We start from the raw sequence: 22,973 nt of genomic DNA on the forward strand, positions 1-22,973 counted from the left end.
TTGCGGCCACCGTCCGTTGCGGACGGTGGCCGGTTTTATTGGAAAGACCCCTACAGCATGCATCGTATTCAGGAATTGGCCGCCGGTTTGATCGCGCGTGTCGAAGAAGGCCGTACCCTTACCGAAGCGTTGGCCGCCGCCCAGCGCAGCACCGAGCTGAGCGCCGGTGAGCGGGGCGCCTTGCAGGACATCGGCTACGGCACCTTGCGTCATCTGGGCCAGCTGCGCTTCATCCTGCGCCAGCTGGTGCCCAAGCGCCTGCCGTCCGACGATATCGAGCGCCTGCTGCTGGTGGCGCTGTACCAGCTGGCGCATACCCGTGCCGCCCCGTATGCGGTAGTGGACCAGGCAGTGCGCTGCGCGCAGGACATCGCGCTGGGCCGCCTGAAAGGCCTGGTCAACGGCACGCTGCGCAACTTCCTGCGCAACAAGGACGCGCTGCTGGCCGATGCCGCTGCCGACAAGGAAGCGCGCTACAACCACCCGCGCTGGTGGGTGCAACGCCTGCGCGCCGCCTACCCGACGCAGTGGGCATCGGTGCTGGACATGTCCAACCGCCGCCCGCCGATGACGCTGCGCGTCAACGTTGGCCGCATGACGGCCGACGCTTACGTGGCCATGCTCGCCGAGCAGGACATCAAGGCCCGTGCGCTGCACGGCCAAGCGGTACTGCTGGATAGCCCGTGCAATGTGCGTGACCTGCCGGGCTTTGCCGACGGCGTGGTATCGGTACAGGATTTCGGCGCCCAGAAAGCGGCACTGTTGCTGGATCTGGCAGACGGCCAGCGCGTGCTGGACGCTTGCGCCGCACCGGGTGGCAAAACCGGCCATATGCTGGAGCTCGCCAAGGTCGAGCTGACCGCGCTGGACGTGGACGCCGAGCGCCTGCAGCGCGTGCAGGACAACCTGCAGCGCCTGGGCCTGAGTGCCACGCTGAAAGCGGCCGATGCGGCCAACCCGGCGGCCTGGTGGGACGGCCAACCGTTCGACCGTATCCTGGCCGACGTGCCGTGCTCGGCCAGCGGCGTGGTGCGTCGCCACCCCGATATCAAGTGGCTGCGTCGCCCTGACGACTTTGCCGCGCTGGGCAAACAGCAGGCGGCGATGGTGGACGCGCTGTGGCCCACGCTGGCGGTGGGGGGCAAGCTGCTGTACGCCACCTGCTCCATCATGCCGGAAGAAAACCGTCAGCAAGTGGACGCCTTCCTGGGGCGCCACGCCGATGCCAAACTGGTGAAAGACGAACAACTGCTGCCCACCTCGGAACATGACGGCTTCTACTACGCGCTGCTGGTCAAAAAGGCTTAGCGTTGCGCTGATCCTGCTGCTGACCTGCCTGCTGTCCATTCCGATGGCGCAGGCAGCAGAGGATATCGTTGCCCGCCGCATCAGCGCCCGCGTAGAAGACGGCGCACTGGCGCTGTCAACCCGGTTCCAGACCACGCTGCCACCGCCACTGCAAGACGCGCTGCAACAGGGCGTGCCGCTCAGCTTCCAGCTTACCTTCGAGCTGACACGCCCCCGTACCACCGCTTGGTGGCTGCAGATGAAAACCCTGTTTGAACCCACTGCCACGCTTGATTTCAAGCTGGTTTACTACCGGCTGACCAATCGCTACCGGGTGGTCATTGGTGGCCTCGCCAGCAATTACGGTTCGTTGAACGAAGCGCTGTCGGCGGTAGGCGGTATCGCCGGTTGGCGTGTGATGGACGTCTCGGACTGGGGCCCGGATCGCCAGCGCGAACTGCGTGGCAGGGTAAGGCTGGAGCTGGACATCGGTCAGCTACCGCGACCGTTCCAGCTTAACGCGCTGGGTTCGCGTGACTGGACGTTAGCATCAGACTGGATCACCGTGGCGCCGGAGGTAGCCAACTGATGCGTTACCCGGTGATTGCGGCGGCTTTTGGCGTCGTGCTGCTGTACTTGCTGGCCATTTCTACCGGCAATACCTCCAAACTGGCGGAGTACTACTGGTGGGTATTCGGCCTGAATGCACTGGGCTTGATCGGCCTGCTAGGGGTGGTAGTCCGTCAATTGCTACGCCTGCGTCGCCGCGTCAAAAGCCGCGAGTTTGGTGCCAAACTCACGCAGAAAATGGTGCTGATGTTTGCCGTAGTGGCGCTGCTGCCTGGCATGCTGGTGTTTACCGTCTCGGCGCAATTCCTGACACGAAGTATCGAAAGCTGGTTCAACGTGCAGGTGGAAACCGCACTCGACCGTGGCCTGGAGCTGGGCAAGAACGCGCTGGGTTACGTGTTGACCGACGTCTCGCGCAAGGCGCGGGTTATTGCCAACGACGTGGCCGACCAGCGCGAGCGCGAACTGAACAGCCGGCTATCGCGCTTGCGCGAGCAACTGGGTGTCGAGGAGGTGGCAATCTATACCCGCCAGGGTCAGCTGGTGAGTTTTGCCGGCCCCGACGATACCCGCTACCTGCCGCGTGCCCCGGATTACGAGCTATTGCGTTCCCTAGCGCCGCGCAAAACGCACGAGAGTATCGACAATGACGCTCGCAGCGGGCTGATGCTGAAGGTGCTGCTGCCTTACCGCAGCTTCATCAGTGGCGAGCAGCTGGTGCTGCAGGTCATTCAGCCGGCCCCAGCCGACATCGCCCGTGACGCCGAGCTAATCGAAGACGCGCGCACCGATTACCGTCAGCTGGTGCTGGCGCGCGATGGCCTGAAAACCTTCTATATGTTGACGCTGGCGTTGGTGTTCCTGCTGGCATTGACCGCGGCGCTGGCGTTTGCGCTGTTCATTTCCGAACGCTTGTCGGCGCCGCTGTCCGAGTTGGCCGCCGGCACCCGCGCCGTCGCCCAGGGTGACTTTTCCAAGCGCCACCCGGTGTACCGCAAGGACGAGTTGGGCATCCTTACCACCATGTTCAATCGCATGACGCAGCAGCTGGAAGAGGCCCGCCACAGTGCCGAGGAAAACCGCCGCCTGCTGGAGTCGGGCAAGCTATACCTGGAAAGTATCCTGGCCAACCTGTCCGCCGGCGTGATGGCGTTTGACAGCAACTGGAACCTGCGTGCGGCCAACACCAGTGCCGGCCGCATCCTGGGCGTGGACTTCGCCGAGCTGGCCGAGCACGAGATACAGGTATGGCCGGCGCTGCGGCCGGAGATGTCGCCGCTGGTCGATACCATCCTGCGCGAAGCGGCCAACGTCAGCCCGCACGACTGGCAGCAGCAGGTGGATTACATGGGCTCGCAGGGTAGCCGCCAGCTGGTGGTACGCGGTGCGGTATTGCCAGAGCAGTCTGCAACCGGCTATGTTGTGGTGTTTGACGATATTACCGAGCTGGCTCGCGCGCAGCGCGACGCGGCTTGGGGTGAGGTAGCCAAGCGTCTGGCACATGAAATCCGCAACCCGCTGACGCCCATCCAGCTGTCCGCCGAAAGGCTGGCCATGAAGCTGGGCGACAAGCTGGAAGGGGCGGATGCGGACATGTTGCGCCGCGCTACCGACACCATCGTCAAACAGGTAACGGCCTTGAAGGGCATGGTGGATGCCTTCCGCGATTATGCACGGGCGCCGCGCACCAAACTGGTGCCGCTGGAGTTGAACGAGCTGATCCGCGAGGTATTGACCCTGTACGAGGGTAACCCGGCCCTGAGAGTGGATTTGAGTCCGGAGCGTTTGCCCTTTATGGGTGATGCGGCTCTGCTGCGTCAGGTTTTGCATAATCTGCTGCAAAATGCGCAAGATGCAGTCCTTGACGCTAGCATCCCAATGATTCAAATTAGCAGCCGACTAGAAGGAAGGAACGCGCTCGTCTGTGTACAGGACAACGGCGCCGGGTTTAGTGCAGACATTCTGCCGCGAGCTTTCGAGCCTTACGTAACCAGTAAGGCGAAAGGAACTGGCCTGGGCCTTGCTGTGGTGAAGAAAATAGTGGAGGAACACCACGGCCAGATTTATCTGGCCAATGCAGACAGTGGCGGTGCGCGGATCCATCTCACCCTGCCATTGCTGGAGGCTTAATGCGAAGCAGCGATATTCTGATTGTTGATGACGAGATCGGTATCCGGGAATTACTCTCGGAAATCTTGCAGGACGAGGGTTTTACCGTCGCACTGGCCGAGAATGCCGAAGTAGCCCGCCAATTGCGGAACCAGACCCGACCGGCCCTTGTGCTGCTGGATATCTGGATGCCCGATTGTGACGGCGTAACCCTGCTGAAAGAGTGGGCCAAATCCGGCCAGCTCAATATGCCGGTGGTGATGATGTCTGGCCATGCCAGCATTGATACTGCCGTTGAAGCCACCCGAATCGGCGCCTTCGATTTCCTCGAGAAACCGATTGCCCTGCAAAAGCTGCTTACTACTGTCCAGCGTGCGCTCAAGTACGGTGACATGCAGGCCAATACCTCGCTGAATCTGGACAAACTGGGCAAAAGCGTACCGGTACAGGAGCTGAAGCGACAGCTGGAGCGGGTGTCCAAAGTAAAGTCTCCGGTACTGTTGACCGGCGAGCCAGGCGTAGGTTTCGAACTGGTGGCACGTTTTTTTCATCACGGCAACACGCCTTGGGTGACACCGGCCAAGCTGGAGCAGCTGGCCGACGCACCGCTGGAGCTGCTGCAGAAAGCCAATAACGGCGTGCTGTTCCTGCCCGAGATCGGCCAGTACAACCGCCGTACGCAGCAGGGGCTGCTGTTCCTGCTGTCCAAGCTGGACCGTTTCAACGTGCGTTTGGTGTGTTCCTGCAGCCGCCCGCTGCAGGAGCTGCTGGTGGACCCGGAGTGCGATAATCGCATGCTCACCGCGCTATCCAGCGTGATCGTGCCGATTCCACCGCTGCGCGAGCACGCGGAAGACATCACCTTCATCGCCGAGCAGATTCTGCACGAGCTGATCGAATCCAAGCAGATGCCGACCCGCCGGCTGACCACAGCGGCGCTGAATGCCATGCGTCAGTACGACTGGCCTGGCAACCTGGAACAACTACGCAGCATCATCAAGAGCCTGGGCCTGACCGCTGAAGGCGACGATATCGATGCTGCCGAGGTGAACAAGGTGCTGGCGCAGTTCCGCCACGAAAAGCCGGTGGAAGAGACCGGTTTCGACTTCAGTCTGCCACTGCGCGAGCTGCGCGAGCAGCTGGAGCGGCGTTATTTCGAATACCACATCGTGCTCGAGAACGGCAATATGAGCCGCGTGGCGCAGAAAGTTGGCTTGGAACGCACTCACCTGTACCGCAAGTTGAAGCAGCTGGGCGTCAAGTTCAGCCGCAAGGTGGCAGAAGAGTAAGCCTGCCTGGATCACTGCGCCTAGCGGCGCTAGCCCAACGGCCGCGCAAGCGGCCGTTTTGACTGATGACGCAAGAACTCAACGACAGCGCGCTGTTGCGCTACAGCCGGCACATCCTGCTGCCAGAAATCGATATCGAAGGCCAGCAGCGCTTGCTGGCGGCCCGTGTGCTGGTAGTGGGCGCTGGCGGCCTGGGCGCACCGGCCTTGCTGTACCTGGCCAGTGCCGGTGTCGGCCAGCTGACGCTGGTCGATGACGATACGGTGGAGCTGACCAATCTGCAGCGCCAGGTCATCCACGACATGCAGACGCTGGGGCAGCCCAAAGTGGTGTCGGCGGCGGCTCGCTTGTCGGCGATCAACCCCGACGTGCAATTGCGGCTGCTGAACGAGCGCCTGGCCGGCGACAGTTTGGCCGCCGAGGTGGCGGCGCACGATCTGGTACTGGACTGTAGCGACAATTTTGCTACCCGCCACGCCATCAACCGCGCTTGCGTCGCAGCCCGGGTGCCGCTGGTATCGGGTGCGGCGGTGCGTTTCAGCGGCCAACTGGCGGTGTACGATGTACGGGAGGAAGCGTCGCCGTGCTATCACTGCCTGTTTCCGGAGGAGGGCGAGGCCAGCGACGGGCCATGTGCCACCTTTGGCGTGCTGGCGCCGCTGGTGGGTGTGATCGGCAGCCTGCAGGCGGTAGAGGCGGTCAAGCTGCTGGCAGGGCGCCGCCCGGCGCTGGGGCAGTTAACGCTGTACGAGGCGCTAGACGGCAGCTTCCGCCAGCTTAGGGTGCCGCGTGACCCGGATTGCCCGGTATGCGGCCAACGTTAGGCTGCAGCCATGAAAAAAACCGCTTCCCTTGGGAGGCGGTTTTTTTCATTACAGCGACGGATCAGGCTTTCAGTTGCTGCTCGATCAACTGGTGTAGTTCGTTGAAGTCCGGTTCGCCCACATAGCGTTTGACGATATTGCCCTGCTTGTCGATCAGGATGCTGGTGGGCGTCAGCTGGATGTCGCCGTAGGCTTTGGCAATACTGCCGTCTTTGTCCAAGGTTACGAAGAACGGCAGCTTCTTGTCGGTAACATAGGCTTGCACGTATTGCGGCGGATCGTAGCTCATCGCCACCGCCACCATTTCGTAGCCCTGTTTGGCGTACTTCTGGTGGGTTTCTACCATCTTGGGCATTTCTGCCATGCAGCCGGTACAGCTGGTGGCCCAGAAGTTGACCAGCACCACTTTGCCTTTCAGGCTGTCGGTGCTGGCTTGCTGGCCGCTAAGGCTGGTGTAGCTCACCGCTGGCGCGGCGTCGGTGAACGAACAGCCGCTCAGCAGGGTGGCGGCGCCAAGCGCCAGGATGGTCAGGGTGTGCTTGAGCTTCATCGTGCTAAATCCGTTACAAAGGGCCGCGCAGGCGGCCCGGCAGGTCAGGCTTGGTGCTGCAGGCCTTCCAGAAGTTCCCGCAGTTTGCCTTCAATGGCTACCGACTTGTTTTGCTTGCCGTCAAAGGCCACGAAGGTAACGTCGGCCTCGGCCACCAAGGTGTCGCTGCCGTCTAGTGTCACGCGCTGGTGGATGACGGCGCTACGGTTGCCCACCGACTTCACCGAGGTGGCGATGGCCAGCTCGTCGTTCATGGTGGCGGGGTGACGATAATCGATATTGATGTTCACCACAATCAGGGCCAAGCCGGAGGCCAGAAAGGCCGGCAGGTCGGCGCGTTCTTCGAAGTAGGTCCAACGGGCTTCTTCCAGGAACTCCAGATAGCGCGCGTTGTTGACGTGCTGGTACAGGTCCAGGTGGTAGCCGCGTACTTTGATCTTGGTAAGGTGTTGCATGTTTCCCCTCGTGTGGAAAGGTTGGCTGCAGCGTGTGCTGCAGCGGGATGCTGGCCTGTTTTAGTTGTGGTCCAGGTCCAGCGGGATGAAAGCTTCACGCTCTAGCGGCTGGTCGACCAGGTCGGTCAGTACCGAGTGGATCTCTACGTCGAACCATGCGGTAAACAGTGCCGGGCTCAGCTCTGGCCAGAAGGCGTCGTCGTCGCACCAGTCGGCCAGTTCGGCGCTGAACAGGGTGCGGTAATGGCGGCGCACGAAGTCTTCGGCGCTGGCGTAGTCGTCGGCGGCGGGAATCAGCAGCGCGTTGCAGTCGGCACGTAATTGCGCCAGTTCCAGCTGGCCATCCAGGCTGCCAGGTAGGCTTTTCAGCCAGTCCAGAAAGGGCTGGCGCGGTTTCAGGATGGCGATGCTGCGGTTGACTTCGTACATGGTGGATCCTTGGCTTGCTGCGGCAGCCTGCCCAAGGCTAGCTGCCATCCAGACGGTGGGTGGTCGTGAACGACCATTTTCTCACGACTTCCAGTGACGCGTACTCTTGCGCCAGCTTGGCCGGAAACGGCGGGTAGGGCGCCCCCATGCGCACAATATTGATGGCAGCCTGATCCAGCACCGGGTTGCCGGAGCTACGAGCAATGCGTACGTCCATCAGCTCGCCGCTATCACGCAGTACTACCACCAGCTCCAGGCTGCCATACAGGCCCCGCGCGCGGGCTTCTGCCGGGTAGTGGCGGTTGCCGATACTCTCTACGCGGCGGCGCCAGTTTTCCACATAACCGGCCCAGCTAACGCCAACGGCAGCGGCGCCCAGCCGTGCGTGCTGGCGGGTGTCGGGCGGGGTCGCTTGCTGGCTGGGTACCGGGGTTAGTGCCGCCTGGCGGCTGGCCAGGGTAGCGCGGGGTTGCAGCTTTTCTGGAGGTGTTGGTACAAGATCATCGTTGCTGATGGCGGTGGCAGGGCTGCCCCCGTCACTGTGGTGCTGTGCCAGCATGTCGGCGCGTGCTGGCGGTGCCGAAGGAGGTGTTTTCAGCAGGGTCAGCTGTAGCGTGCTATGCGGCAAAGGAGGCATGTTGATGGCGGGTAGCAGCCCGCCAGCGCTGGCCAGCACAAGCAGGTGCAGGGCTAGCGATACCAGGATCGCAGCCTTGAGCAAAGTTTTATCCGCAGCGGCAGGGGCGGGCGGAAAGTGACGGGGTGCGGGCATGAGCTAACTCCTGCCGTCAGTGTAGCATGGGCCTTGGACGCGACATGCTCCCTGCTGCTGCAAAGTTCATGTTATCGAGTGTGGCGCTATTGGCAATGGGGAAAGTGCCGCGTGAGCATTTACAATGCCGGATTTGGGAGGAACCATCGTCATGAAAGCCTGGTTGACGATCCAGCCTGCGGGCATTCGCCTGACCTTGCACGTGCAGCCGGGGGCACGTAAAAACGAGGTGGCGGGCGAGCACGGCGAAGCGCTGAAAATCCGCTTGGCCGCGCCGCCGGTAGAAGGTAAGGCCAACGCCGAGCTGCTGCGCTGGCTAGCCGATTATCTTGGCGTACCCCGCAAGGCGGTAACCCTGCTGAGCGGCGAGCGCAATCGCCATAAGATTGTGGCGGTGGACGGCCTGGATGCCGCCGCCGCGCTGGCCATGCTGTTAGCGCAGTAGGCAAAGCACGGCCTGTGCCTCAGTGCAGGCGACGGTCGTCCGGCGCCGGGCGCTGTACGTGTTCGTACTCGCCTTCGATGATGTCACCCTGCTCGCCACCGGGCTGGCGCTGGAACGGTTGCTCGCCGCCCTGGCCGAATGGCTGGTTCATGTTGAGGTCCGCCAGTTTGGGGCCTTTCCACGGCAGCATCAGAATGATGGCCAGCACGTCGCTGACCAGGCCGGGGATGGCCAGCAGCAGGCCGGCCAGCATCACGCGCAGCGGCCACAGCAGCGAAAACAGCGAGACTTTACCCTCGCGCAGCGTGCCGGCCAGCGTCAGCAGGCCGCCCAGTTTGCTGTTGCGCATCAGCGCGCTGCCCAGCAGGAAGGTGACGATGACCCAGGCCAGCGTCCAGCCGCCACCGATGTGGTCGGCCAGCGCAAACAGCGAGTACATCTCCAGAAACGGGTACAGCAGGAACAGAATCAGTAATCCACGCATGAAACGGATATCCGCATGAAAGTGTTAATCGTAGTGTGCAACGTGCCGGATGCGGCACTGGCCACGCAGATGGCCACGGTATTGATAGAGGCGCAGCTGGCCGCTTGCGTCAATATACTGGCCCCGTGCCAGTCGGTGTACCGCTGGCAGGGCCAGACCGAAAGCGCCAGCGAGATTCCGCTGCTGATCAAGACCACATCCGGTCAATATGCGGCGCTTCAGGCCAAAATCCAAGAGCTGCACCCGTACGAGGTGCCGGAAATCGTGGCGCTACCGGTGGAAACCGGCTTGCCGGCCTACCTGGGCTGGGTTGTGGACAGTGTGGCGCCATTGTCATGAAATGAGTCTGCATCTGGCGGCCAAGGGTTCCCGGATAAGGTTAAATGCAGATTTCTGTAGAAAAAGCTTGACGCAAAAAAACCACGGGCGTATAGTCGCTTTCTCTCAAGGACGGGTCGTTAGCTCAGTTGGTAGAGCAGCGGACTTTTAATCCGTTGGTCGCAGGTTCGAGTCCCGCACGGCCTACCATCCTTAAAGAGAAATATGATGGGTCGTTAGCTCAGTTGGTAGAGCAGCGGACTTTTAATCCGTTGGTCGCAGGTTCGAGTCCCGCACGGCCTACCATCATATCCCTAAGGGGGTCGTTAGCTCAGTTGGTAGAGCAGCGGACTTTTAATCCGTTGGTCGCAGGTTCGAGTCCCGCACGGCCTACCAGGAATTCCTGTCAGAAAGCCCAGCCTCTTGGCTGGGCTTTTTGCATTGTACTTGTCGTGCGGCCAACCTTGCCGAGTCCTGTCGGCGGCAGCATCATGCTGACTCCTGCTTGCACCTTCCTGCGGAGCGACCATGACCGACCTTCCCCTGCTGCTGGCCTTTGTTGTGGCGGCCACCATCCTTGCCATCACGCCCGGTGTCGATACCGCCATGGTGCTGCGCAGTGCCGCAGTGAGTGGTCGTCGGGCGGCGGCGCTGGCCGCTGCCGGCATAGCCCTGGGTTGCCTGGTATGGGGCGCGGCGGTGGCGATTGGCCTTGGTGCGCTGTTGCGCGCGTCCGAGCTGGCCTACAGCGTACTGAAGTGGGCCGGGGCCGCTTACCTGCTATGGCAGGGTGGACGGCTGCTGCTGGCTCGGCGACAGCCGCCGGTGCCGGGGGCGGATGACGCCACGGCGGGTAGCGCCGCTTTTCGCCGCGGCTTGCTGACCAATCTGCTGAACCCCAAGGTGGGCGTGTTCTACGTCACCTTCCTGCCGCAGTTCGTACCGGCTGTGGCCAACGTAGCGTGGCACACCTTCTTTCTCGCCTGCCTGCATGTGCTGTTGACCTTGCTGTGGTTTGCCGTGCTGATCGCCGCTACCGTGTCGCTGGGCCGCTGGCTGCGGCAGCCGCGCGTCATCCGGTGGCTGGATCGCCTGACCGGTGCGGTATTTGTCGCGTTTGGCATCCGCTTGGCCACGGCGACGCAGGCCTAGACTGCCGGGCTAACGGCGGGGGCGGCGTAGGCCTAACGGTGTATTGAGCTTGCGCTATATACATGCTTATATAGCGCTTTGCCGATTGGCCTGGGGAAACACATGCCCACCATTGCCCGCCCGTTCTGCGTTGCGCTGTTCTTGCTGTGCAATAGCGTCGTTGCCGCTGCCGGTGACATCACCGTCTCTGCCGCTGCCAGCCTGGGGAACGCCTTCAAGGAGGCGGCCCAGGCCTTCGAGGCGCAACACCCCGGCAGCAAGGTGCTGCTGAATACCGCCGCGTCCGGTGCCTTGCTGCAGCAGATGGCCAAAGGCGCACCGGTAGACGTGTTCGCCTCGGCCGACCAGGAAACCATGGATCAGGCGCAGGCCCAGGGCCTGGTAGTGGCGGCCAGCCGCCGTGATTTTGCCCGTAACACGCTGCTGTTGGTGCAGCCGGCCGGTAGCCAGCTCGTGCTGCGCAGCCTGAAAGACCTGACCCTGCCTGCCGTCACCCGGGTCGCCATCGGCAACCCGGCCAGTGTGCCGGTAGGGCGCTACGCGCAAGACGCGCTGGAGGCCGCCAAACTGTGGCCGCAGGTGAACGCCAAGGCGGTGAATACCCTCAACGTGCGCCAGTCGCTGGACTACGTTGCCAGGGGGGAGGTCGATGCCGGCTTTGTGTACGCCACCGATGCGGCGCTGGTGCCGGGCAAGGTGACGGTCGCCTTCCGCGTGCCGCTGCAGCAAAGCATCCGCTACCCGATTGCCAACAGCGCCAGCGCGGCCAATCCTGGCGAAGCCAGCCGCTTTGTCGCCTTCATCCTGTCGCCGGCCGGGCAGGCCATCCTGGCGCGTTACGGCTTTCTGAAGCCCTGAGCCATGGCCGCACTGGACGCACTGTGGTCACCGTTGTGGCTGTCGCTCAAGGTTGCCGGCTGGGCCAGCCTGCTGGCCACGCTGCTGGGTACCGCCGTGGGCTGGCTGCTGGCGCGTGGCCGCTTTCCCGGGCGTAACGTGCTGGATACGCTGCTGACGTTGCCGATGGTGTTGCCGCCCACGGTGCTGGGCTACTACCTGCTGGTGTTGCTGGGCCGGCACGGCCCGCTGGGGCGCTGGCTGGCGCAGTACGACATCCGGCTGATTTTTACCTGGCAGGGTGCGGTGCTGGCGGCAACCGTGGTGGCTTTTCCGCTGGTGTTCAAGCCGGCACGCGCTGCGTTCGAGGCGGTAGACGGCCAGCTGGAGCAGGCGGCGCAGGTGCTGGGCTGCAGCAATATGGCCGTGTTCTGGCGCGTGACGCTGCCGCTGGCCTGGCGCGGCATTCTGGCCGGCGTGCTGCTGGCCTTTGCCCGGGCGCTGGGCGAATTCGGCGCTACCTTGATGGTGGCCGGCAGCATACCCGGCAAAACGCAGACGCTGTCGATCGCCGTCTACGAAGCGGTGCAGGCCGGGCAGGACGATGCGGCCAACCTGCTGGTTGCCGTCATTTCTGCCGTCTGCATCAGCGTGCTGCTGCTGGCAGGCTGGCTAGCGCCCGGCCGGCTGGGCCGGCAGCAAGGCTAGGAGGCGGCATGCTGTTCGATATCGATTTCCACAAAACCCTGCGCGCCGGCAGCCGCCATTTCCGGCTGCACGTCACGCTGCGCAGCGACAGCCAGCGCGTCGTCATCCATGGCCCGTCCGGTGCCGGCAAAAGCCAGACCCTGCAAGCCATCGCCGGCCTGATGCAGCCCGACGGCGGCCATATCCGCATTGGCGGGCGCACGCTGTTCGACGCCGCGGCCGGCATCCGGTTGTCGCCACAAGCGCGGCGCTGTGGCTACCTGTTCCAGGATTACGCGCTGTTTCCGCACCTGAACGTGCGCCAGAACGTGCTGTTCGGCCTGCAGCGCGGCTGGCTGAACCCCTGGCGCCACACCCGCCTGGCCGAGGTGGAACAGTGCCTGGCCGCGTTCGGCCTGAGCGAGCTGGCGCAGCAACTGCCCGAGCAGCTATCCGGCGGCCAGCGGCAGCGGGTGGCGCTGGCGCGTGCCATCGTGGCACGGCCGCAAGTACTGCTGCTGGACGAACCGTTTGCCGCGTTGGACCCGGCCCTGCGCGCCAGCCTGCGGCAGGAGCTGGACACGCTGCAGCGCCGCCTGCAGCTGCCAATGCTGCTGATTACCCATGATCACGACGACGTGGCGCAATTTGGCGACCACGTGCTGGCGCTACGCGACGGCTGCGTCGCCGCGCCATGAACGGATGAGCACCATGCCGCAACAAGACAACACCATTACCGTGCAAGGCTCGCTGTGGATGACGGTAGACGGCCAGCACTTTGGCGGCGACGACCGCATGCGGCTGCTGGCCTGCATTGCCGACTGCGGCTCCATCAGCCAGGCCGCCAAGGCGGTGCCGATGAGTTACAAGACCGCTTGGGACGCCATCGACGCCATGAACACGCTGGCGGGCGAGCCGCTGGTGGCGCGTGTGGCCGGCGGCAAAGGCGGCGGTGGCACGCGGCTGACCGCACGCGGCCAGCAATTGCTGGATAACTACCTGACGCTGCAACGCGAACACCAGGCGTTCATGCGGCAGTTGGCCGCGCAGGCCGGCGGCCTGGCCGACGATTATGTGCTGATCCGGAGGATGGCGATGAAGAGCAGTGCGCGTAACCAGTTTCTGGGCAAGGTGCTGAGCGTGAAAGACGGCGTGGTCAACGACGAAGTGACGCTGCAGACCGCGACCGGGCTGCACATCGTCGCCACCGTCACCCGGGACAGCCGCGACAGCCTGGGCCTGGCCCCCGGCGTGGAGGCCTTTGCCATGGTCAAGGCCTCGTCCATCATCCTTGCCACCGATACCGCCAATGCCCGCTTTTCGGCCCGCAACCAGCTGGCCGGTACCGTCACGCGGGTGCTGCCCGGCGCGGTTAGCACTGAAGTCACGCTGGCGCTGGGCGGCGGCGCCAGCGTGGCCGCCATCATCACCCACGACAGCGGCGAAGCGCTGGCGCTGCAGCCCGGCCAGCCTGCCGTGGCGCTGTTCAAGGCCAGCAGCGTGATCGTGGCCATTCCGGCCTGAACCCTATGGCCGTGCCTGCGTCAGAAGGGGCGGACGTGGCGGCCCCCTGCGCCGGCTGAGCGTTGCCAGGCGGCGTGTTGCCAAAGCACAAGGCCCGCACCGGATGGTGCGGGCCTTGTGCTGTCTGGCGCCAGGGCGTGGAGCCGGCGACGACGATAAGCGGCGCTAGTCGGCCAGCAGGCGCTGCAAGGCGGCCACACCGGCCTGGCAGCCGGCAAACACCTGTGCCGGGCTGGCAGCGCCATACATATAGGCCGGTACGGTTACCAGCAGGTTGGCCGCATCGACGCAGGCTTCGTCCACCGCGGCGTGTACCGCGTGCTGGCCCCAGGCGCGGGCGGCCTTGGCCAGCGCGGCGCCTTCTTCCGGGTTGCCGAAGGTGAGCGTGGCTTGCAGGCCGGCATCGCGCGCGGCCAGTGCCAGCACCAGCGGCGCGGCGCACAGTGCCAGCATCGGCTTGCGTGCTGCCAGTGCGGCGCGGGTGATGGCGGCCACATCGTCGTACAGGCGTGCTTGCTCGCCTTCGCTGGCAAAGTTGCACAGGTTCTTGGCGGCGCCAAAGCCGCCGGGAAAGGCGACTGCACTGTGGTCGGCCACGTCCAGCGCGGCCAGCGGCTGGATGTCGCCACGGGCAATGCGCGCCGCCTCGCTGAGGATGTGGCGGCTTTCGTCGGCCTCGCCGCCGGCAGCGTGGTCGACCACGTGCATCTGGTCACGGTCCGGGGCGTAAAAGCGGTACGGCAGGCCGGCTTGCGACAGGGCAATCACCAGGCCGGCGGCCTCGGTGATTTCGCTGCCGTCGTAAACGCCGCAGCCGGACAGGATGATGGCAACCGGTTTCATCGATAAGGCTCCTTGTGATGTCGGGTCAGGGTGGGCCGCCGCCTCAGGCGTAGTCGTACTGGCCACCGGCCAGCAGTGCTTCCTGGTAAGCCGGGCGGGCGTGGATGCGTTGCAGGAAGGTCTGGATGTGCGGCAGGGTCTTGCACAGCGGTACGCGGCTGTTGGCCGCCTCCAGCGGAAAGCTCATCTGGATGTCTGCGGCGCTGAACTGGTCGCCGGCAAACCAGCCGCTACGCGACAGGTGGCTGTCGATGTAGCGCAGGTGGCTGTCCAGCTGCGGGTCGAGGTAGCCCTTGCGCACGCCTTTTTCGATAAGTCTTGCCAGCGGTCGCAGCAGGGCCGGCATCGGCGGCTGGCTGATGCGGCTGAACACCAGGCTCATCAGCAGCGGCGGCATGGCCGAGCCTTCGGCGTAGTGCAGCCAGTAGGTGTAATCGCGGGCGGCCTGGCTGCCGGGGGCCGGCTTGAGCGTGTGCTCGCGGTCGTAGCTGTCTACCAGGTATTCGATGATGGCGCCGGACTCTGCCACCACGATGTCGTTGTCAGTGATCACCGGCGCCTTGCCCAGCGGGTGGATGGCTTTCAGTGCCGGCGGTGCCAGCAGGGTGGCCGGGTCGCGCTGGTAGGTGGTGATGTGGTAGGGCAGGCCCAGTTCTTCCATCAGCCACAGGATGCGCTGCGAGCGCGAATTGTTCAGGTGGTGCAGGGTCAGCATGGTGGTCCTCGCGGTGGGGGCGGGTTCGGTGCCACGACGGCCGGCGGGCATCAGGCCAGCAGCGCGTCCAGTTGTTGTTCGCTGTAAACGGTGATGTCGTGTTGCTGCAGCAGCGCGGCGGTAACGCCGGCGCCAGCCTGCAACTGGCCATCGAAACGGCCGCTGTACACCTGGCGGTTGCCGCACGACGGGCTGTTGGCCTTCAGCAATGCCAGCCGGCAACCGTGCTGTTGCGCCTGCTGCAAGGTGAGGCGGGCGCCGCTGACGAAGGCAGCGCTGACGTCGTCGCCGGCTTCGGTGCGCACCTGCGCCACGCCGGCCAGCACCTGCGCGCCGCTCCCGCCGCGGATTTCGGCCGCTGGCCGGGGTGTGGGCAGGCCGCCGGCGCATTCCGGGCAGAACGGCAGCAGCGTATAGCGTGCGGCCAACCTGACCTGCCAGTGCTCGGGCAGGCCTTTGCTGGCGGCGTCGTAACGGACTGGCTGGCCCAGCAGACAGGCGCTGACCAGCAGTACGGGTTTGTCCATCTCAGGGTTCCTGTAAGGCATAAAGCCGGGCCAGTACGGCGGCGCCGTGGCGGATGGCTTTGTCATTCACCCCAGCATAGCCCAAGACCAGACCCTGTTGCTGCGGTGCGCCCAGATAATGTCGCGCCAGCGGCCGCAGCCAGATCTGTTCGCGGGCGGCGGCGGCGCTCAGCGCATGCTCGTCGTGGCCGGCGGGCAAGTAGGCTACCAGGTGCAGGCCGGCGCTGCCGGGCGACAGCTGCAGGCCTGCGGCCGGGCTGTCGGCCAGCACGTCGCGCAGCAGTTGCTGGCGCTCGCGGTACAGCTCGCGCATGCGCCGGACGTGGCGGGCAAAATGGCCGCCGCTGAAGAATTCGGCCAGCGCCGCCTGCACCGGGTAGCTGCTTTCGCGGTACAGCCGGGCGTTGGCGGCGCGGAACGGGTCGATCAGGCTGTCCGGTACCACCAGGTAGCCCAGGCGCAGGCCGGGGTACATCACCTTGCTCAGCGTCCCCATGTAGATCACGCGCTCGTCCTGCGCCAGCCCTTGTAGCGCCGGCAGCGGTTGCGAGCTGTAGCGGAATTCGCTGTCGTAGTCGTCTTCCAGGATCCAGGCGCCGCTGCGGGCGGCGTGGGCCAGCAGGGCGAGCCGGCGCGGCAGGCTCATCACCACGCCCAGCGGGTACTGGTGCGACGGCGTGGTGTAGATCAGCCGCGGCGGGCGCGGGTCGGTGACGGCGGCCGGGTTCAGCCCCTCGTCGTCCACCGGTACCGGCACCAGTTGCAGGCCGGCACCGCGCAGCGCTGCGTGGGCGCCCACATAGCCGGGATCTTCCAGCCACGCCACCTCGCCGGGGTCGGCCAGCAAGCGTGCGGCCAACTCCATCGCCTGCTGTGTGCCCTGGGTAATCAGTATCTGCTCCGGCCGGCAGTGCACGCCACGCGATAGCTGCAAGTATTCGGCCAGCGCCTCGCGCAGCTGCGGCAGACCACCGTCGGCGGTGTAGCACAGCATGGCGCTGCTGGCTTGACGCTGGTGCCGCGCCAGCAGCCCTTGCCAGCAGGTGTGCGGAAACAGCGGGATTTCCGGCACGCCCGGTGCAAAGGCGCCGTATAAGCCGGTGGGCAGCCCCACGCTGTTGAACAGCGTCTGGCCGCGCCCGGACAGGCCCAACGGTTGATCGCGGCGGTGGACGGGTGCCGGCGGCTTGGCAAACAAGCCGGACACGAAGGTGCCGGCGCCGTGGCGGCTGTGCAGGTAGCCTTCGGCCTGCAGCTGCTCGTAGGCCTCCAGCACCGTGTTGCGGCCCAGGCCCAGGCTGCGCGCCAGGTCGCGGCTGGCCGGCAGCCGGGTGTCACCGGCCAGTTGGCCGCTGCGGATGTGCTCGCGCAGCAGGCGCATCAGCTGGCGTGCCAGGCCTTCGCGGCTATCGCGCTGCAACTGGGTGGCCAGCGCGTCGATGATCCATGGTTCCAGCAAAGTGGCTCCCTCGTGTTAGGGGAAACTGGCCCTTACTGGGGGCCGTATGGCTGTTTTACCATGCTTGCATCAACCCTGAACAGGAGCAAGCAGCATGGATCAGCTAGCGTTTTACCGGGCCAAACTCGCATTCGAGATCGATAGCTGGGACGTGGTGGACCAGCAACAGCAGGGCAAGCCGCTGCTGCTGGTGGATGGCCGCTCTGCTGCCGCCTACGCGCAGGAAACGCTGCCGGGCGCCATCAACCTGCCACACCGCACCATCAACGCCGACACCACGGCGCAGCTGCCACGCGACGTGCTGCTGGTGACTTTCTGCGACGGCATCGGCTGCAATGCCTCCACCAAGACCGCGCTCAAGCTGACCGAGCTGGGCTTTACCGTCAAAGAGTTGCAGGGTGGCATCGATTGGTGGAAGCGTGATGGCTACCCCACGGTACAGGGCGGGGCCAGCTGCGGCGTCACCCCGTCGGCCGACTGCGGTTGCGGCGGCTGACATGCACTACGACGCTTTTCGGCAACCACTGGGCCTGCCGGTAGACAACTGGCAGGGTGCCTGCCCGCCGCAGAAGGTGACGTTGCAAGGCGGCCATTGCCGGCTGGAACCGTTCGACCGAGCCCGCCACGGCGATAGCCTGCGCGCCGCGCTGGAACTGGACCGCGACGGCCGCGACTGGGCCTACCTGATGCCGCGGCCGCAAAGCGACGCCGACTGGGCAGCCTGGTTCGACATGATGGCCAGCAGCCAGGACCCGCTGTTCTTTGCCATCGTCGACAACGCCAGCGGCGACGCCATCGGCAGCTGTAGCTACCTGCGTATCGACGCGGCCAACGGTGTTATCGAAGTGGGCTGGTTGCGCTTCTCGCCGCGGCTGCAGCGTACGATCGCCGCCACCGAGGCGATGTACCTGATGATGAAACAGGCCTTCGACTGGGGTTACCGCCGCTACGAATGGAAGTGCAACGCGCTGAATGCACCGTCGATGCGCGCCGCCGAGCGGCTGGGCTTTACCTTCGAGGGCATTTTCCGCCAGGCACGCGTCAACTGGGGCCTGAACCGCGATACCGCCTGGTTCAGCCTGCTGGACAGCGAATGGCCGGCCAACCGCGCCACACTGGCAGCCTGGCTGGATGCGGCCAACTTCGATGCCGCCGGCCAGCAGTTGCGCACGTTGCAGCAGTGCCGCCAGGCGCTGGCGGGTGCCGCACAGCCGGACGGCGTACGCAGCGCCACGCTGGCCGACCTGCCGCAGCTGGCGGCGCTGTTCGACGGCTACCGCCGCTTTTACGGCAAGCTGGACGACGCGCCAACCTCGCACCACTTCATCCGCCAGCGGCTGCTGGCTGGCGATAGCCACCTGCTGGTGTACCAGCAGCACGGCGAACTGCTGGGTTTTACCCAGTTGCTGCCGCTGTTCAGCTCGGTGCTGGCGGCCAAAGTCTGGTTGCTCAACGACCTGTTCGTGGCCGAGCAGGCGCGCCGCAGCGGGGTAGGGCAGGCCTTGCTGCAGGCCTCGGCCGAGCTGGCGCGACAGCACGGTGTGCAGCGGCTGGACCTGGTAACGGCTGTGGATAATCACACCGCCCAGGCGCTGTACCAGGCGCAAGGCTGGCAGCGCGATACGCGTTTCTATCGCTATCAGCTCGCTTTGGGCTGATTAATTTCGCGATGCGGCCAACGTCGGGGTAAAATCACTGGTTTTACAAGGCAGTAACGACGTTAGCCGCATGAAATCCCATCCGCGCCACGCCCGCATCAAGGGCGATCCCTTCATTCCCAGCCGTTTCATCTTTGGCGACGCCGTCGAGGAGAAAGGCCTGGAGCCGTACGAGTATGTGATTCATACCGAGGCCCCGGCCTTTGTCTGCCGTCTGGTGGGCATGGATCTGACACCGTTCGACGGGCGCGACAAGGACGGCTTTCATAGCGAAGTCCTGTTCGACGAGCAGTACAATCTGACGCATTACGTCACCAACTCCGGCTTCCGCCTGTTCGATTTCAACTTCTGGGGCGAGCTGCCTACCGCGGCCGAGCTGAAGAAAATCTGTGACGAAGCCATGCAGGTGTACCAGCGCCTGCAAAAAGCCTACGCCGAGCGCGAAGTGGCGCCCAAGGAGCGCGACTTCCGCGTGGTGCCCACCGAGCCGCTGCCGCCGGCCGAGCGCCAGCGCCGCATCCGCGAGCTGGTGGATACCGCGCTGGATGCCGACAACAACCCGATGCGCCGCATGCAGTTGCCGATGCTGGTGCAGCAGGCGCTGACCGGCGGCGATCAGGCCGTCTTCACCGAGGCGCAACTGGCGCTGGCCGACGATACCTCCGCCCGCGAGCAGCTGCTGGCGCTGGCGCGCGACAGCATCGCCTTCCCCGAAGTGATGCGGCCGGACGGCAGCGTGGTGTCTTACGAGCTGTGGGCGCTGCCGATGATCTTCTCGCGCGCGCAAGGCGGCTTCTGGTGGCACTTCCCGCTGCTGGAACGGGTAGAACCGGCGCTGGTGGACGCGCTGGGCCTGCCGGAAGACACCGTGCTGTGGCTGTCGCCCACCATCTTCAACACCGACATGCTGATCGAGCGCAATTGCCAGTCGCTGGTACACCTGGCGGCGGTGATGGACGCCGGTTGCGACATGGCGCCGCAGGATGTGACTTCGGCGCGGGCTACCTATGATGCCGCCAGCCAGACCTTCAACCCGCAGCTGACCCTGTGCTGGCTGCCGTTCATCGTGGAGCGCGGCAAGCTGGACGTGGACCGCGTGCGCAAACACGCCCGCCAGGCGCTGGACGCGGCCATGCCGCTGGTACAGCAGGCCATCGCCGCCGAAATGAAGTATGGCGAGGCCGAGCTGTTCGCCCCGCTGCCGTGGTGGGACGCGTTGGGCGCCGGCGTCTACGCCCTCAACCGCAAGCGCCTGAGCCTGCACCTGGCCCTGCTGCAAGGCAAGCACGAGAAGCTGGACCACCTGGAAGCACTGGCCGCTTACCAGCCGGAGCATCAGGCCTACGACATCGTGTTCCAGGACAAGATCAGTGGCGAGCAGCACGGCGGCCTGCAATGGCAGCTGGTGCCCGACCTGGCCCCTAGCCGCGTACACGCCTGGGTAGACCTGGCCGAGTGCCTGCGCGCGGCCGGCGTTGGCCTGCGCGAGCAACAGGCGCGCTATCACTAGTGGAGGCAGATTGCCAGCCTGTATCGCGATCCGCAGTGTGCATTACGATATTTCTTTTATAGAAATAATGTCATTGAGGCAAAATTATTAACCATTTAATGATAATTGCATCAAGGAGGCTGGGTGCCTGGCCGTTTTAGCCTGAGATCGCTGCGTACAAGGCTGGCCTTGTTCTGCTCGCTGTTGTTGCTGGCCGTGGTGTTGCTGACCAGTTTGTTGAGTTATCTGGAAGGCCGCCACCGTGTTCGCAGCATGCAGTTGCAGCACCTTGAAGATGTCGTCACCAGGCTGGGCGAGGATATCGACGATCGCGTGCGTACCCGCCACGTGTTGCTGGAGCAAGCGGCGGCCAACTTGCACGTTGACCGTGCCTACCTCAGCCAGAACGCCAGCGATATCCTGCAGGGTTTCCGCTACCTGAAAGGCAGCTTCAGCAGCATCATGCTGTTCGATGCCGACGGCAACGTGGTGGCCGACTATCCCGAGCTTCCCGGCCATCGTGGCAGCAGCGTGCTGGACCGCCAGTATTTCATCCAGACCCGTGACACCTTGCGGTCACAGGTTTCCGAGCCGGTACGGGTACGTGATGATATCCGCCGCAGCCAGATCATTTTCACCTCGCCCATTCTGGACGAACATGGCCAGTTTGCCGGCATTCTCGGCGGCAGCCTGGAGCTGTTTGCCCCGGAGTTGTTTGGTGATCTGCGCTCCATCGCTATCGGCCAGACCGGTTATCTGAACATCAGCACCCGCCAGAGCCGGCTGGTGATCTTTCACCCACAGCCGGCGCGCATCATGCAAGCCAGTACCGACCCGGCACGCGATCCGGCATTCGGCAAGGCGCTGCAAGGCTGGAACGGCAGTGCCGAAAGCGTAGCCAGCAACGGAGAGCCGGTGCTGACGGTACATCGCAATCTCAAGAATGTAGGCTGGATCGTCAGTGGCGTGTTTCCGCTACGCGAAGCCTACGCGCCCATCGGCGTCATGGCGCGCAACCATTTGCTGATCATTGCACTGGCCGCTTTGCTGGCGTTTCCGTTGTGCTGGTGGGGCATCAACTGGTTGCTGCAACCGCTGCAGGCACTGCGCCACAAAGTGCAGGCCATGCAGTTCGGTACTGCCGACAGCATTCGCATTGAAGGCAGCCATGAACTGGAGGTACTGGCCGATACCGTGGCTGGCGTGTTTGGCGAGCGCGAGCGCATGGCGCAGGAGTTGGCCTCTCGCGAGGCGTTCTTCCGGGCGCTGAACGAGTCGTCGCCGCTGGGGGTGTTCGTCACCGACGCCGACGGCGTGCTGGTGTACTGTAACCAGGCAACGTTGCAGCTGGGGGGGCTGAACCAGCGCGAAGAAGACTGGCTGGGCCGCCATTGGCTGGATGCCGTCGTGCCGGCACAGCAAGCTGCGTTGCGTGAAGCCTGGCGGCAACTGCAGTGTGGCAATACGGCCAGCTTGTACCAGTTATGCCAGCTGGCCGGTAACGCTAGCCGCCCGTGCCGGGTGGAGTTGCGCTTTACCCGGCTGCAGCAAGGCAGTGTGCTGCGTTTTCTGGGCGTGGCACACGACGTTAGTGACCGCGAAGATGCCCTGCTGTCGATGACGGCCGAGCGTGAGCGTGGCATGGCCATTCTGACTTCCATTGCCGACGCGGTGGTACTGACCAATCAGCTGGACGAAGTTTATTACATCAACCCGCCGGCGCAGCGCCTGCTAGGTCTGAACGCCGAGGAGGCGCATGGACGGGCGCTGGGCTTGTTCCTGTCGTTGGCTTACCCGGACAGCGGCCAAACCGTTTCGCTGGCAACACTGGCTGAAACCAGCATGGCACAACCGGTGGAGCTAGACCTGCTGTCGCGCGACATGCGCCTGCAGCAAGTGGTGTTGACCTTGTCCGTGGTGCAGTCTGCCGGCAGCATGCAAGGCTACAAGGTGTGTGTGCTGCACGACGACAGCGTACGCCGTCGCCGCGAGCGCAAACACCGCTGGGAAGCCAGCCACGACGTACTGACCGGTTTGCTGAACCGTCGTGGCTTTCTGGGGGCACTGACCCAGTTGCTGGATAACCCGGAAGCCATGCAGCAGCACAATGTGCTGGTGATGATGGATCTGGACCATTTCAAACAGGTCAACGATAGCGGGGGGCACCAGGCTGGTGATCTGATTTTGCAAGAACTGGCCGGTGTACTACAGAAGCGCCTGCGCAATACCGATGCGATTGCCCGGCTTGGGGGCGACGAGTTTGCGCTGATCCTGTACAACTGCAGCCGTGAGACCGCGCTGGGCATCATGGAGTCGGTACGCGAAGACATCAGCCGGCTACGCCCGCACAGTAACCCGGAAGTCTGCCGGGTAACAGCCAGTATCGGCCTGACCCGCCTGCGCGCAGACGACTCGCTGCCGCACGAGGTGATAAGACGTGCCGATGCCCGTTGCTATCTCGCCAAGGAGCGCGGTCGTAACCGCATCATCGGCCACGAGCCCGACAACGAGGGTTCGCTGCTGCGCTGACTGCTGCGGCCAACAACAAAA

Annotated in this window: 25 protein-coding genes and 3 tRNA genes; 19 read left to right on the plus strand and 9 right to left on the minus strand. The window is 64.3% G+C overall.

Annotated features, from left to right (window positions below):
* Nucleotides 1-57: 57 nt before the first annotated feature.
* The 5 genes from rsmB (at nucleotide 58) to ACK4FZ_RS04260 (ending at nucleotide 6,079) form a co-directional block, all read left to right on the plus strand.
* Nucleotides 58-1,308 (plus strand): 16S rRNA (cytosine(967)-C(5))-methyltransferase RsmB, encoded by a 1,251-nt coding sequence (gene rsmB, locus ACK4FZ_RS04240; RefSeq protein WP_409818401.1) that lies wholly within the window; start codon nucleotides 58-60, stop codon nucleotides 1,306-1,308.
* On the plus strand, nucleotides 1,268-1,876 hold the full coding sequence (locus ACK4FZ_RS04245) for a DUF4390 domain-containing protein (RefSeq protein WP_409818402.1): 609 nt from the start codon (nucleotides 1,268-1,270) through the stop codon (nucleotides 1,874-1,876). Before rsmB ends, ACK4FZ_RS04245 begins: the two co-directional genes overlap by 41 nt.
* On the plus strand, nucleotides 1,876-3,987 hold the full coding sequence (locus tag ACK4FZ_RS04250) for an ATP-binding protein (RefSeq protein WP_409818403.1): 2,112 nt from the start codon (nucleotides 1,876-1,878) through the stop codon (nucleotides 3,985-3,987). The genes ACK4FZ_RS04245 and ACK4FZ_RS04250 overlap by 1 nt, the downstream gene beginning before the upstream one ends.
* Nucleotides 3,987-5,255, plus strand: coding sequence for a sigma-54-dependent transcriptional regulator (locus ACK4FZ_RS04255; RefSeq protein ID WP_409818404.1), 1,269 nt, complete (start codon nucleotides 3,987-3,989; stop codon nucleotides 5,253-5,255). The genes ACK4FZ_RS04250 and ACK4FZ_RS04255 overlap by 1 nt, the downstream gene beginning before the upstream one ends.
* A 65-nt stretch (nucleotides 5,256-5,320) precedes the next feature.
* Nucleotides 5,321-6,079, plus strand: coding sequence for a HesA/MoeB/ThiF family protein (locus tag ACK4FZ_RS04260; RefSeq protein ID WP_409818405.1), 759 nt, complete (start codon nucleotides 5,321-5,323; stop codon nucleotides 6,077-6,079).
* Nucleotides 6,080-6,140: 61 nt separating this feature from the next.
* Here the strand turns inward: ACK4FZ_RS04260 and ACK4FZ_RS04265 are convergent, their stop codons facing one another.
* Genes ACK4FZ_RS04265 through ACK4FZ_RS04280 form a run of 4 tightly spaced genes read right to left on the minus strand, consistent with a single transcriptional unit; the run spans nucleotide 6,141 to nucleotide 8,285 of the window.
* Nucleotides 6,141-6,629 (minus strand): TlpA disulfide reductase family protein, encoded by a 489-nt coding sequence (locus ACK4FZ_RS04265; RefSeq protein WP_409818406.1) that lies wholly within the window; start codon nucleotides 6,627-6,629, stop codon nucleotides 6,141-6,143.
* A gap of 44 nt (nucleotides 6,630-6,673) precedes the next feature.
* Nucleotides 6,674-7,084: an acyl-CoA thioesterase gene (locus ACK4FZ_RS04270; protein WP_409818407.1), complete on the minus strand. Its 411-nt coding sequence runs from the start codon at nucleotides 7,082-7,084 to the stop codon at nucleotides 6,674-6,676.
* Between the two features lie 60 nt (nucleotides 7,085-7,144).
* On the minus strand, nucleotides 7,145-7,513 hold the full coding sequence (locus tag ACK4FZ_RS04275; RefSeq protein ID WP_409818408.1) for a VacJ: 369 nt from the start codon (nucleotides 7,511-7,513) through the stop codon (nucleotides 7,145-7,147).
* A gap of 37 nt (nucleotides 7,514-7,550) precedes the next feature.
* Nucleotides 7,551-8,285 (minus strand): energy transducer TonB, encoded by a 735-nt coding sequence (locus tag ACK4FZ_RS04280; protein ID WP_409818409.1) that lies wholly within the window; start codon nucleotides 8,283-8,285, stop codon nucleotides 7,551-7,553.
* 151 nt (nucleotides 8,286-8,436) lie between these two features.
* On the opposite strand from ACK4FZ_RS04280, the gene ACK4FZ_RS04285 reads away from it, so the two are divergent.
* Nucleotides 8,437-8,730 carry a DUF167 domain-containing protein gene (locus ACK4FZ_RS04285; RefSeq protein WP_409818410.1) on the plus strand — a complete coding sequence of 98 codons (294 nt, stop codon included), beginning with the start codon at nucleotides 8,437-8,439 and terminating at the stop codon, nucleotides 8,728-8,730.
* Between the two features lie 19 nt (nucleotides 8,731-8,749).
* On the opposite strand, the gene ACK4FZ_RS04290 is transcribed toward ACK4FZ_RS04285, so the two are convergent.
* On the minus strand, nucleotides 8,750-9,214 hold the full coding sequence (locus ACK4FZ_RS04290; RefSeq protein WP_409818411.1) for an FxsA family protein: 465 nt from the start codon (nucleotides 9,212-9,214) through the stop codon (nucleotides 8,750-8,752).
* A gap of 15 nt (nucleotides 9,215-9,229) precedes the next feature.
* Between ACK4FZ_RS04290 and cutA the strand changes: the two genes are divergently transcribed.
* From cutA to ACK4FZ_RS04335, 9 genes are all read left to right on the plus strand, one after another.
* Nucleotides 9,230-9,553: a divalent-cation tolerance protein CutA gene (gene cutA, locus ACK4FZ_RS04295; RefSeq protein ID WP_409818412.1), complete on the plus strand. Its 324-nt coding sequence runs from the start codon at nucleotides 9,230-9,232 to the stop codon at nucleotides 9,551-9,553.
* A 113-nt stretch (nucleotides 9,554-9,666) separates the two neighbouring features.
* Nucleotides 9,667-9,742: transfer RNA gene (locus ACK4FZ_RS04300), tRNA-Lys, on the plus strand.
* Nucleotides 9,743-9,762: 20 nt separating this feature from the next.
* A tRNA-Lys gene (locus ACK4FZ_RS04305) sits at nucleotides 9,763-9,838 on the plus strand.
* Between the two features lie 14 nt (nucleotides 9,839-9,852).
* A tRNA-Lys gene (locus ACK4FZ_RS04310) sits at nucleotides 9,853-9,928 on the plus strand.
* A 132-nt stretch (nucleotides 9,929-10,060) separates the two neighbouring features.
* A complete protein-coding gene (locus tag ACK4FZ_RS04315) occupies nucleotides 10,061-10,684 on the plus strand; it encodes a LysE family translocator (RefSeq protein WP_409818413.1) in 624 nt (207 codons plus the stop codon).
* A 102-nt stretch (nucleotides 10,685-10,786) separates the two neighbouring features.
* Entirely contained in the window at nucleotides 10,787-11,542 is a 756-nt protein-coding gene (modA, locus tag ACK4FZ_RS04320; protein ID WP_409818414.1) for a molybdate ABC transporter substrate-binding protein, read from the plus strand.
* A 3-nt stretch (nucleotides 11,543-11,545) separates the two neighbouring features.
* Entirely contained in the window at nucleotides 11,546-12,229 is a 684-nt protein-coding gene (gene modB / locus ACK4FZ_RS04325; RefSeq protein WP_409818415.1) for a molybdate ABC transporter permease subunit, read from the plus strand.
* An 8-nt stretch (nucleotides 12,230-12,237) separates the two neighbouring features.
* Nucleotides 12,238-12,906, plus strand: coding sequence for a sulfate/molybdate ABC transporter ATP-binding protein (locus ACK4FZ_RS04330; protein WP_409818416.1), 669 nt, complete (start codon nucleotides 12,238-12,240; stop codon nucleotides 12,904-12,906).
* 13 nt (nucleotides 12,907-12,919) lie between these two features.
* The gene (locus ACK4FZ_RS04335) at nucleotides 12,920-13,732 is read left to right on the plus strand and encodes a TOBE domain-containing protein (protein ID WP_409818417.1); all 813 of its coding nucleotides are present in this window, start codon (nucleotides 12,920-12,922) and stop codon (nucleotides 13,730-13,732) included.
* A gap of 165 nt (nucleotides 13,733-13,897) precedes the next feature.
* On the opposite strand, the gene elbB is transcribed toward ACK4FZ_RS04335, so the two are convergent.
* Genes elbB through ACK4FZ_RS04355 form a run of 4 tightly spaced genes read right to left on the minus strand, consistent with a single transcriptional unit; the run spans nucleotide 13,898 to nucleotide 17,276 of the window.
* The gene (gene elbB / locus ACK4FZ_RS04340) at nucleotides 13,898-14,575 is read right to left on the minus strand and encodes an isoprenoid biosynthesis glyoxalase ElbB (RefSeq protein ID WP_409818418.1); all 678 of its coding nucleotides are present in this window, start codon (nucleotides 14,573-14,575) and stop codon (nucleotides 13,898-13,900) included.
* Between the two features lie 43 nt (nucleotides 14,576-14,618).
* Nucleotides 14,619-15,290, minus strand: a complete 672-nt coding sequence (locus tag ACK4FZ_RS04345; protein WP_144372345.1) for a glutathione S-transferase — start codon at nucleotides 15,288-15,290, stop codon at nucleotides 14,619-14,621.
* Nucleotides 15,291-15,340: 50 nt separating this feature from the next.
* The gene (locus ACK4FZ_RS04350; protein WP_409818419.1) at nucleotides 15,341-15,817 is read right to left on the minus strand and encodes a DUF523 domain-containing protein; all 477 of its coding nucleotides are present in this window, start codon (nucleotides 15,815-15,817) and stop codon (nucleotides 15,341-15,343) included.
* Between the two features lies 1 nt (nucleotide 15,818).
* Nucleotides 15,819-17,276: a PLP-dependent aminotransferase family protein gene (locus tag ACK4FZ_RS04355; protein WP_409818420.1), complete on the minus strand. Its 1,458-nt coding sequence runs from the start codon at nucleotides 17,274-17,276 to the stop codon at nucleotides 15,819-15,821.
* A gap of 94 nt (nucleotides 17,277-17,370) precedes the next feature.
* Here ACK4FZ_RS04355 and ACK4FZ_RS04360 point away from each other — a divergent pair, with 94 nt between their 5' ends.
* The 4 genes from ACK4FZ_RS04360 to ACK4FZ_RS04375 all read left to right on the plus strand — a co-directional run bounded on the left by ACK4FZ_RS04360 (nucleotide 17,371) and on the right by ACK4FZ_RS04375 (nucleotide 22,952).
* Nucleotides 17,371-17,772: a rhodanese-like domain-containing protein gene (locus tag ACK4FZ_RS04360; RefSeq protein WP_409818421.1), complete on the plus strand. Its 402-nt coding sequence runs from the start codon at nucleotides 17,371-17,373 to the stop codon at nucleotides 17,770-17,772.
* Nucleotide 17,773: 1 nt separating this feature from the next.
* Nucleotides 17,774-18,934, plus strand: a complete 1,161-nt coding sequence (locus tag ACK4FZ_RS04365; RefSeq protein ID WP_409818422.1) for a GNAT family N-acetyltransferase — start codon at nucleotides 17,774-17,776, stop codon at nucleotides 18,932-18,934.
* 70 nt (nucleotides 18,935-19,004) lie between these two features.
* Nucleotides 19,005-20,444: a hypothetical protein gene (locus ACK4FZ_RS04370; protein ID WP_409818423.1), complete on the plus strand. Its 1,440-nt coding sequence runs from the start codon at nucleotides 19,005-19,007 to the stop codon at nucleotides 20,442-20,444.
* Nucleotides 20,445-20,567: 123 nt separating this feature from the next.
* On the plus strand, nucleotides 20,568-22,952 hold the full coding sequence (locus tag ACK4FZ_RS04375) for a diguanylate cyclase (RefSeq protein WP_409818425.1): 2,385 nt from the start codon (nucleotides 20,568-20,570) through the stop codon (nucleotides 22,950-22,952).
* The last annotated feature ends 21 nt before the right edge of the window (nucleotides 22,953-22,973 follow it).

Source organism: Vogesella sp. (assembly GCF_046297735.1).
Taxonomy (GTDB): domain Bacteria; phylum Pseudomonadota; class Gammaproteobacteria; order Burkholderiales; family Chromobacteriaceae; genus Vogesella; species Vogesella urethralis.

What these genes read in the sequence shown, in the direction of transcription:
- rsmB (WP_409818401.1), top strand. Translation starts at nt 58, where the DNA reads ATGCATCGTATTCAGGAATTGGCCGCCGGTTTGATCGCGCGTGTCGAA.
- ACK4FZ_RS04245 (WP_409818402.1), top strand. Translation starts at nt 1,268, where the DNA reads ATGACGGCTTCTACTACGCGCTGCTGGTCAAAAAGGCTTAGCGTTGCG.
- ACK4FZ_RS04250 (WP_409818403.1), top strand. Translation starts at nt 1,876, where the DNA reads ATGCGTTACCCGGTGATTGCGGCGGCTTTTGGCGTCGTGCTGCTGTAC.
- ACK4FZ_RS04255 (WP_409818404.1), top strand. Translation starts at nt 3,987, where the DNA reads ATGCGAAGCAGCGATATTCTGATTGTTGATGACGAGATCGGTATCCGG.
- ACK4FZ_RS04260 (WP_409818405.1), top strand. Translation starts at nt 5,321, where the DNA reads ATGACGCAAGAACTCAACGACAGCGCGCTGTTGCGCTACAGCCGGCAC.
- ACK4FZ_RS04265 (WP_409818406.1), bottom strand. Translation starts at nt 6,629, where the DNA reads ATGAAGCTCAAGCACACCCTGACCATCCTGGCGCTTGGCGCCGCCACC.
- ACK4FZ_RS04270 (WP_409818407.1), bottom strand. Translation starts at nt 7,084, where the DNA reads ATGCAACACCTTACCAAGATCAAAGTACGCGGCTACCACCTGGACCTG.
- ACK4FZ_RS04275 (WP_409818408.1), bottom strand. Translation starts at nt 7,513, where the DNA reads ATGTACGAAGTCAACCGCAGCATCGCCATCCTGAAACCGCGCCAGCCC.
- ACK4FZ_RS04280 (WP_409818409.1), bottom strand. Translation starts at nt 8,285, where the DNA reads ATGCCCGCACCCCGTCACTTTCCGCCCGCCCCTGCCGCTGCGGATAAA.
- ACK4FZ_RS04285 (WP_409818410.1), top strand. Translation starts at nt 8,437, where the DNA reads ATGAAAGCCTGGTTGACGATCCAGCCTGCGGGCATTCGCCTGACCTTG.
- ACK4FZ_RS04290 (WP_409818411.1), bottom strand. Translation starts at nt 9,214, where the DNA reads ATGCGTGGATTACTGATTCTGTTCCTGCTGTACCCGTTTCTGGAGATG.
- cutA (WP_409818412.1), top strand. Translation starts at nt 9,230, where the DNA reads ATGAAAGTGTTAATCGTAGTGTGCAACGTGCCGGATGCGGCACTGGCC.
- ACK4FZ_RS04315 (WP_409818413.1), top strand. Translation starts at nt 10,061, where the DNA reads ATGACCGACCTTCCCCTGCTGCTGGCCTTTGTTGTGGCGGCCACCATC.
- modA (WP_409818414.1), top strand. Translation starts at nt 10,787, where the DNA reads ATGCCCACCATTGCCCGCCCGTTCTGCGTTGCGCTGTTCTTGCTGTGC.
- modB (WP_409818415.1), top strand. Translation starts at nt 11,546, where the DNA reads ATGGCCGCACTGGACGCACTGTGGTCACCGTTGTGGCTGTCGCTCAAG.
- ACK4FZ_RS04330 (WP_409818416.1), top strand. Translation starts at nt 12,238, where the DNA reads ATGCTGTTCGATATCGATTTCCACAAAACCCTGCGCGCCGGCAGCCGC.
- ACK4FZ_RS04335 (WP_409818417.1), top strand. Translation starts at nt 12,920, where the DNA reads ATGCCGCAACAAGACAACACCATTACCGTGCAAGGCTCGCTGTGGATG.
- elbB (WP_409818418.1), bottom strand. Translation starts at nt 14,575, where the DNA reads ATGAAACCGGTTGCCATCATCCTGTCCGGCTGCGGCGTTTACGACGGC.
- ACK4FZ_RS04345 (WP_144372345.1), bottom strand. Translation starts at nt 15,290, where the DNA reads ATGCTGACCCTGCACCACCTGAACAATTCGCGCTCGCAGCGCATCCTG.
- ACK4FZ_RS04350 (WP_409818419.1), bottom strand. Translation starts at nt 15,817, where the DNA reads ATGGACAAACCCGTACTGCTGGTCAGCGCCTGTCTGCTGGGCCAGCCA.
- ACK4FZ_RS04360 (WP_409818421.1), top strand. Translation starts at nt 17,371, where the DNA reads ATGGATCAGCTAGCGTTTTACCGGGCCAAACTCGCATTCGAGATCGAT.
- ACK4FZ_RS04365 (WP_409818422.1), top strand. Translation starts at nt 17,774, where the DNA reads ATGCACTACGACGCTTTTCGGCAACCACTGGGCCTGCCGGTAGACAAC.
- ACK4FZ_RS04370 (WP_409818423.1), top strand. Translation starts at nt 19,005, where the DNA reads ATGAAATCCCATCCGCGCCACGCCCGCATCAAGGGCGATCCCTTCATT.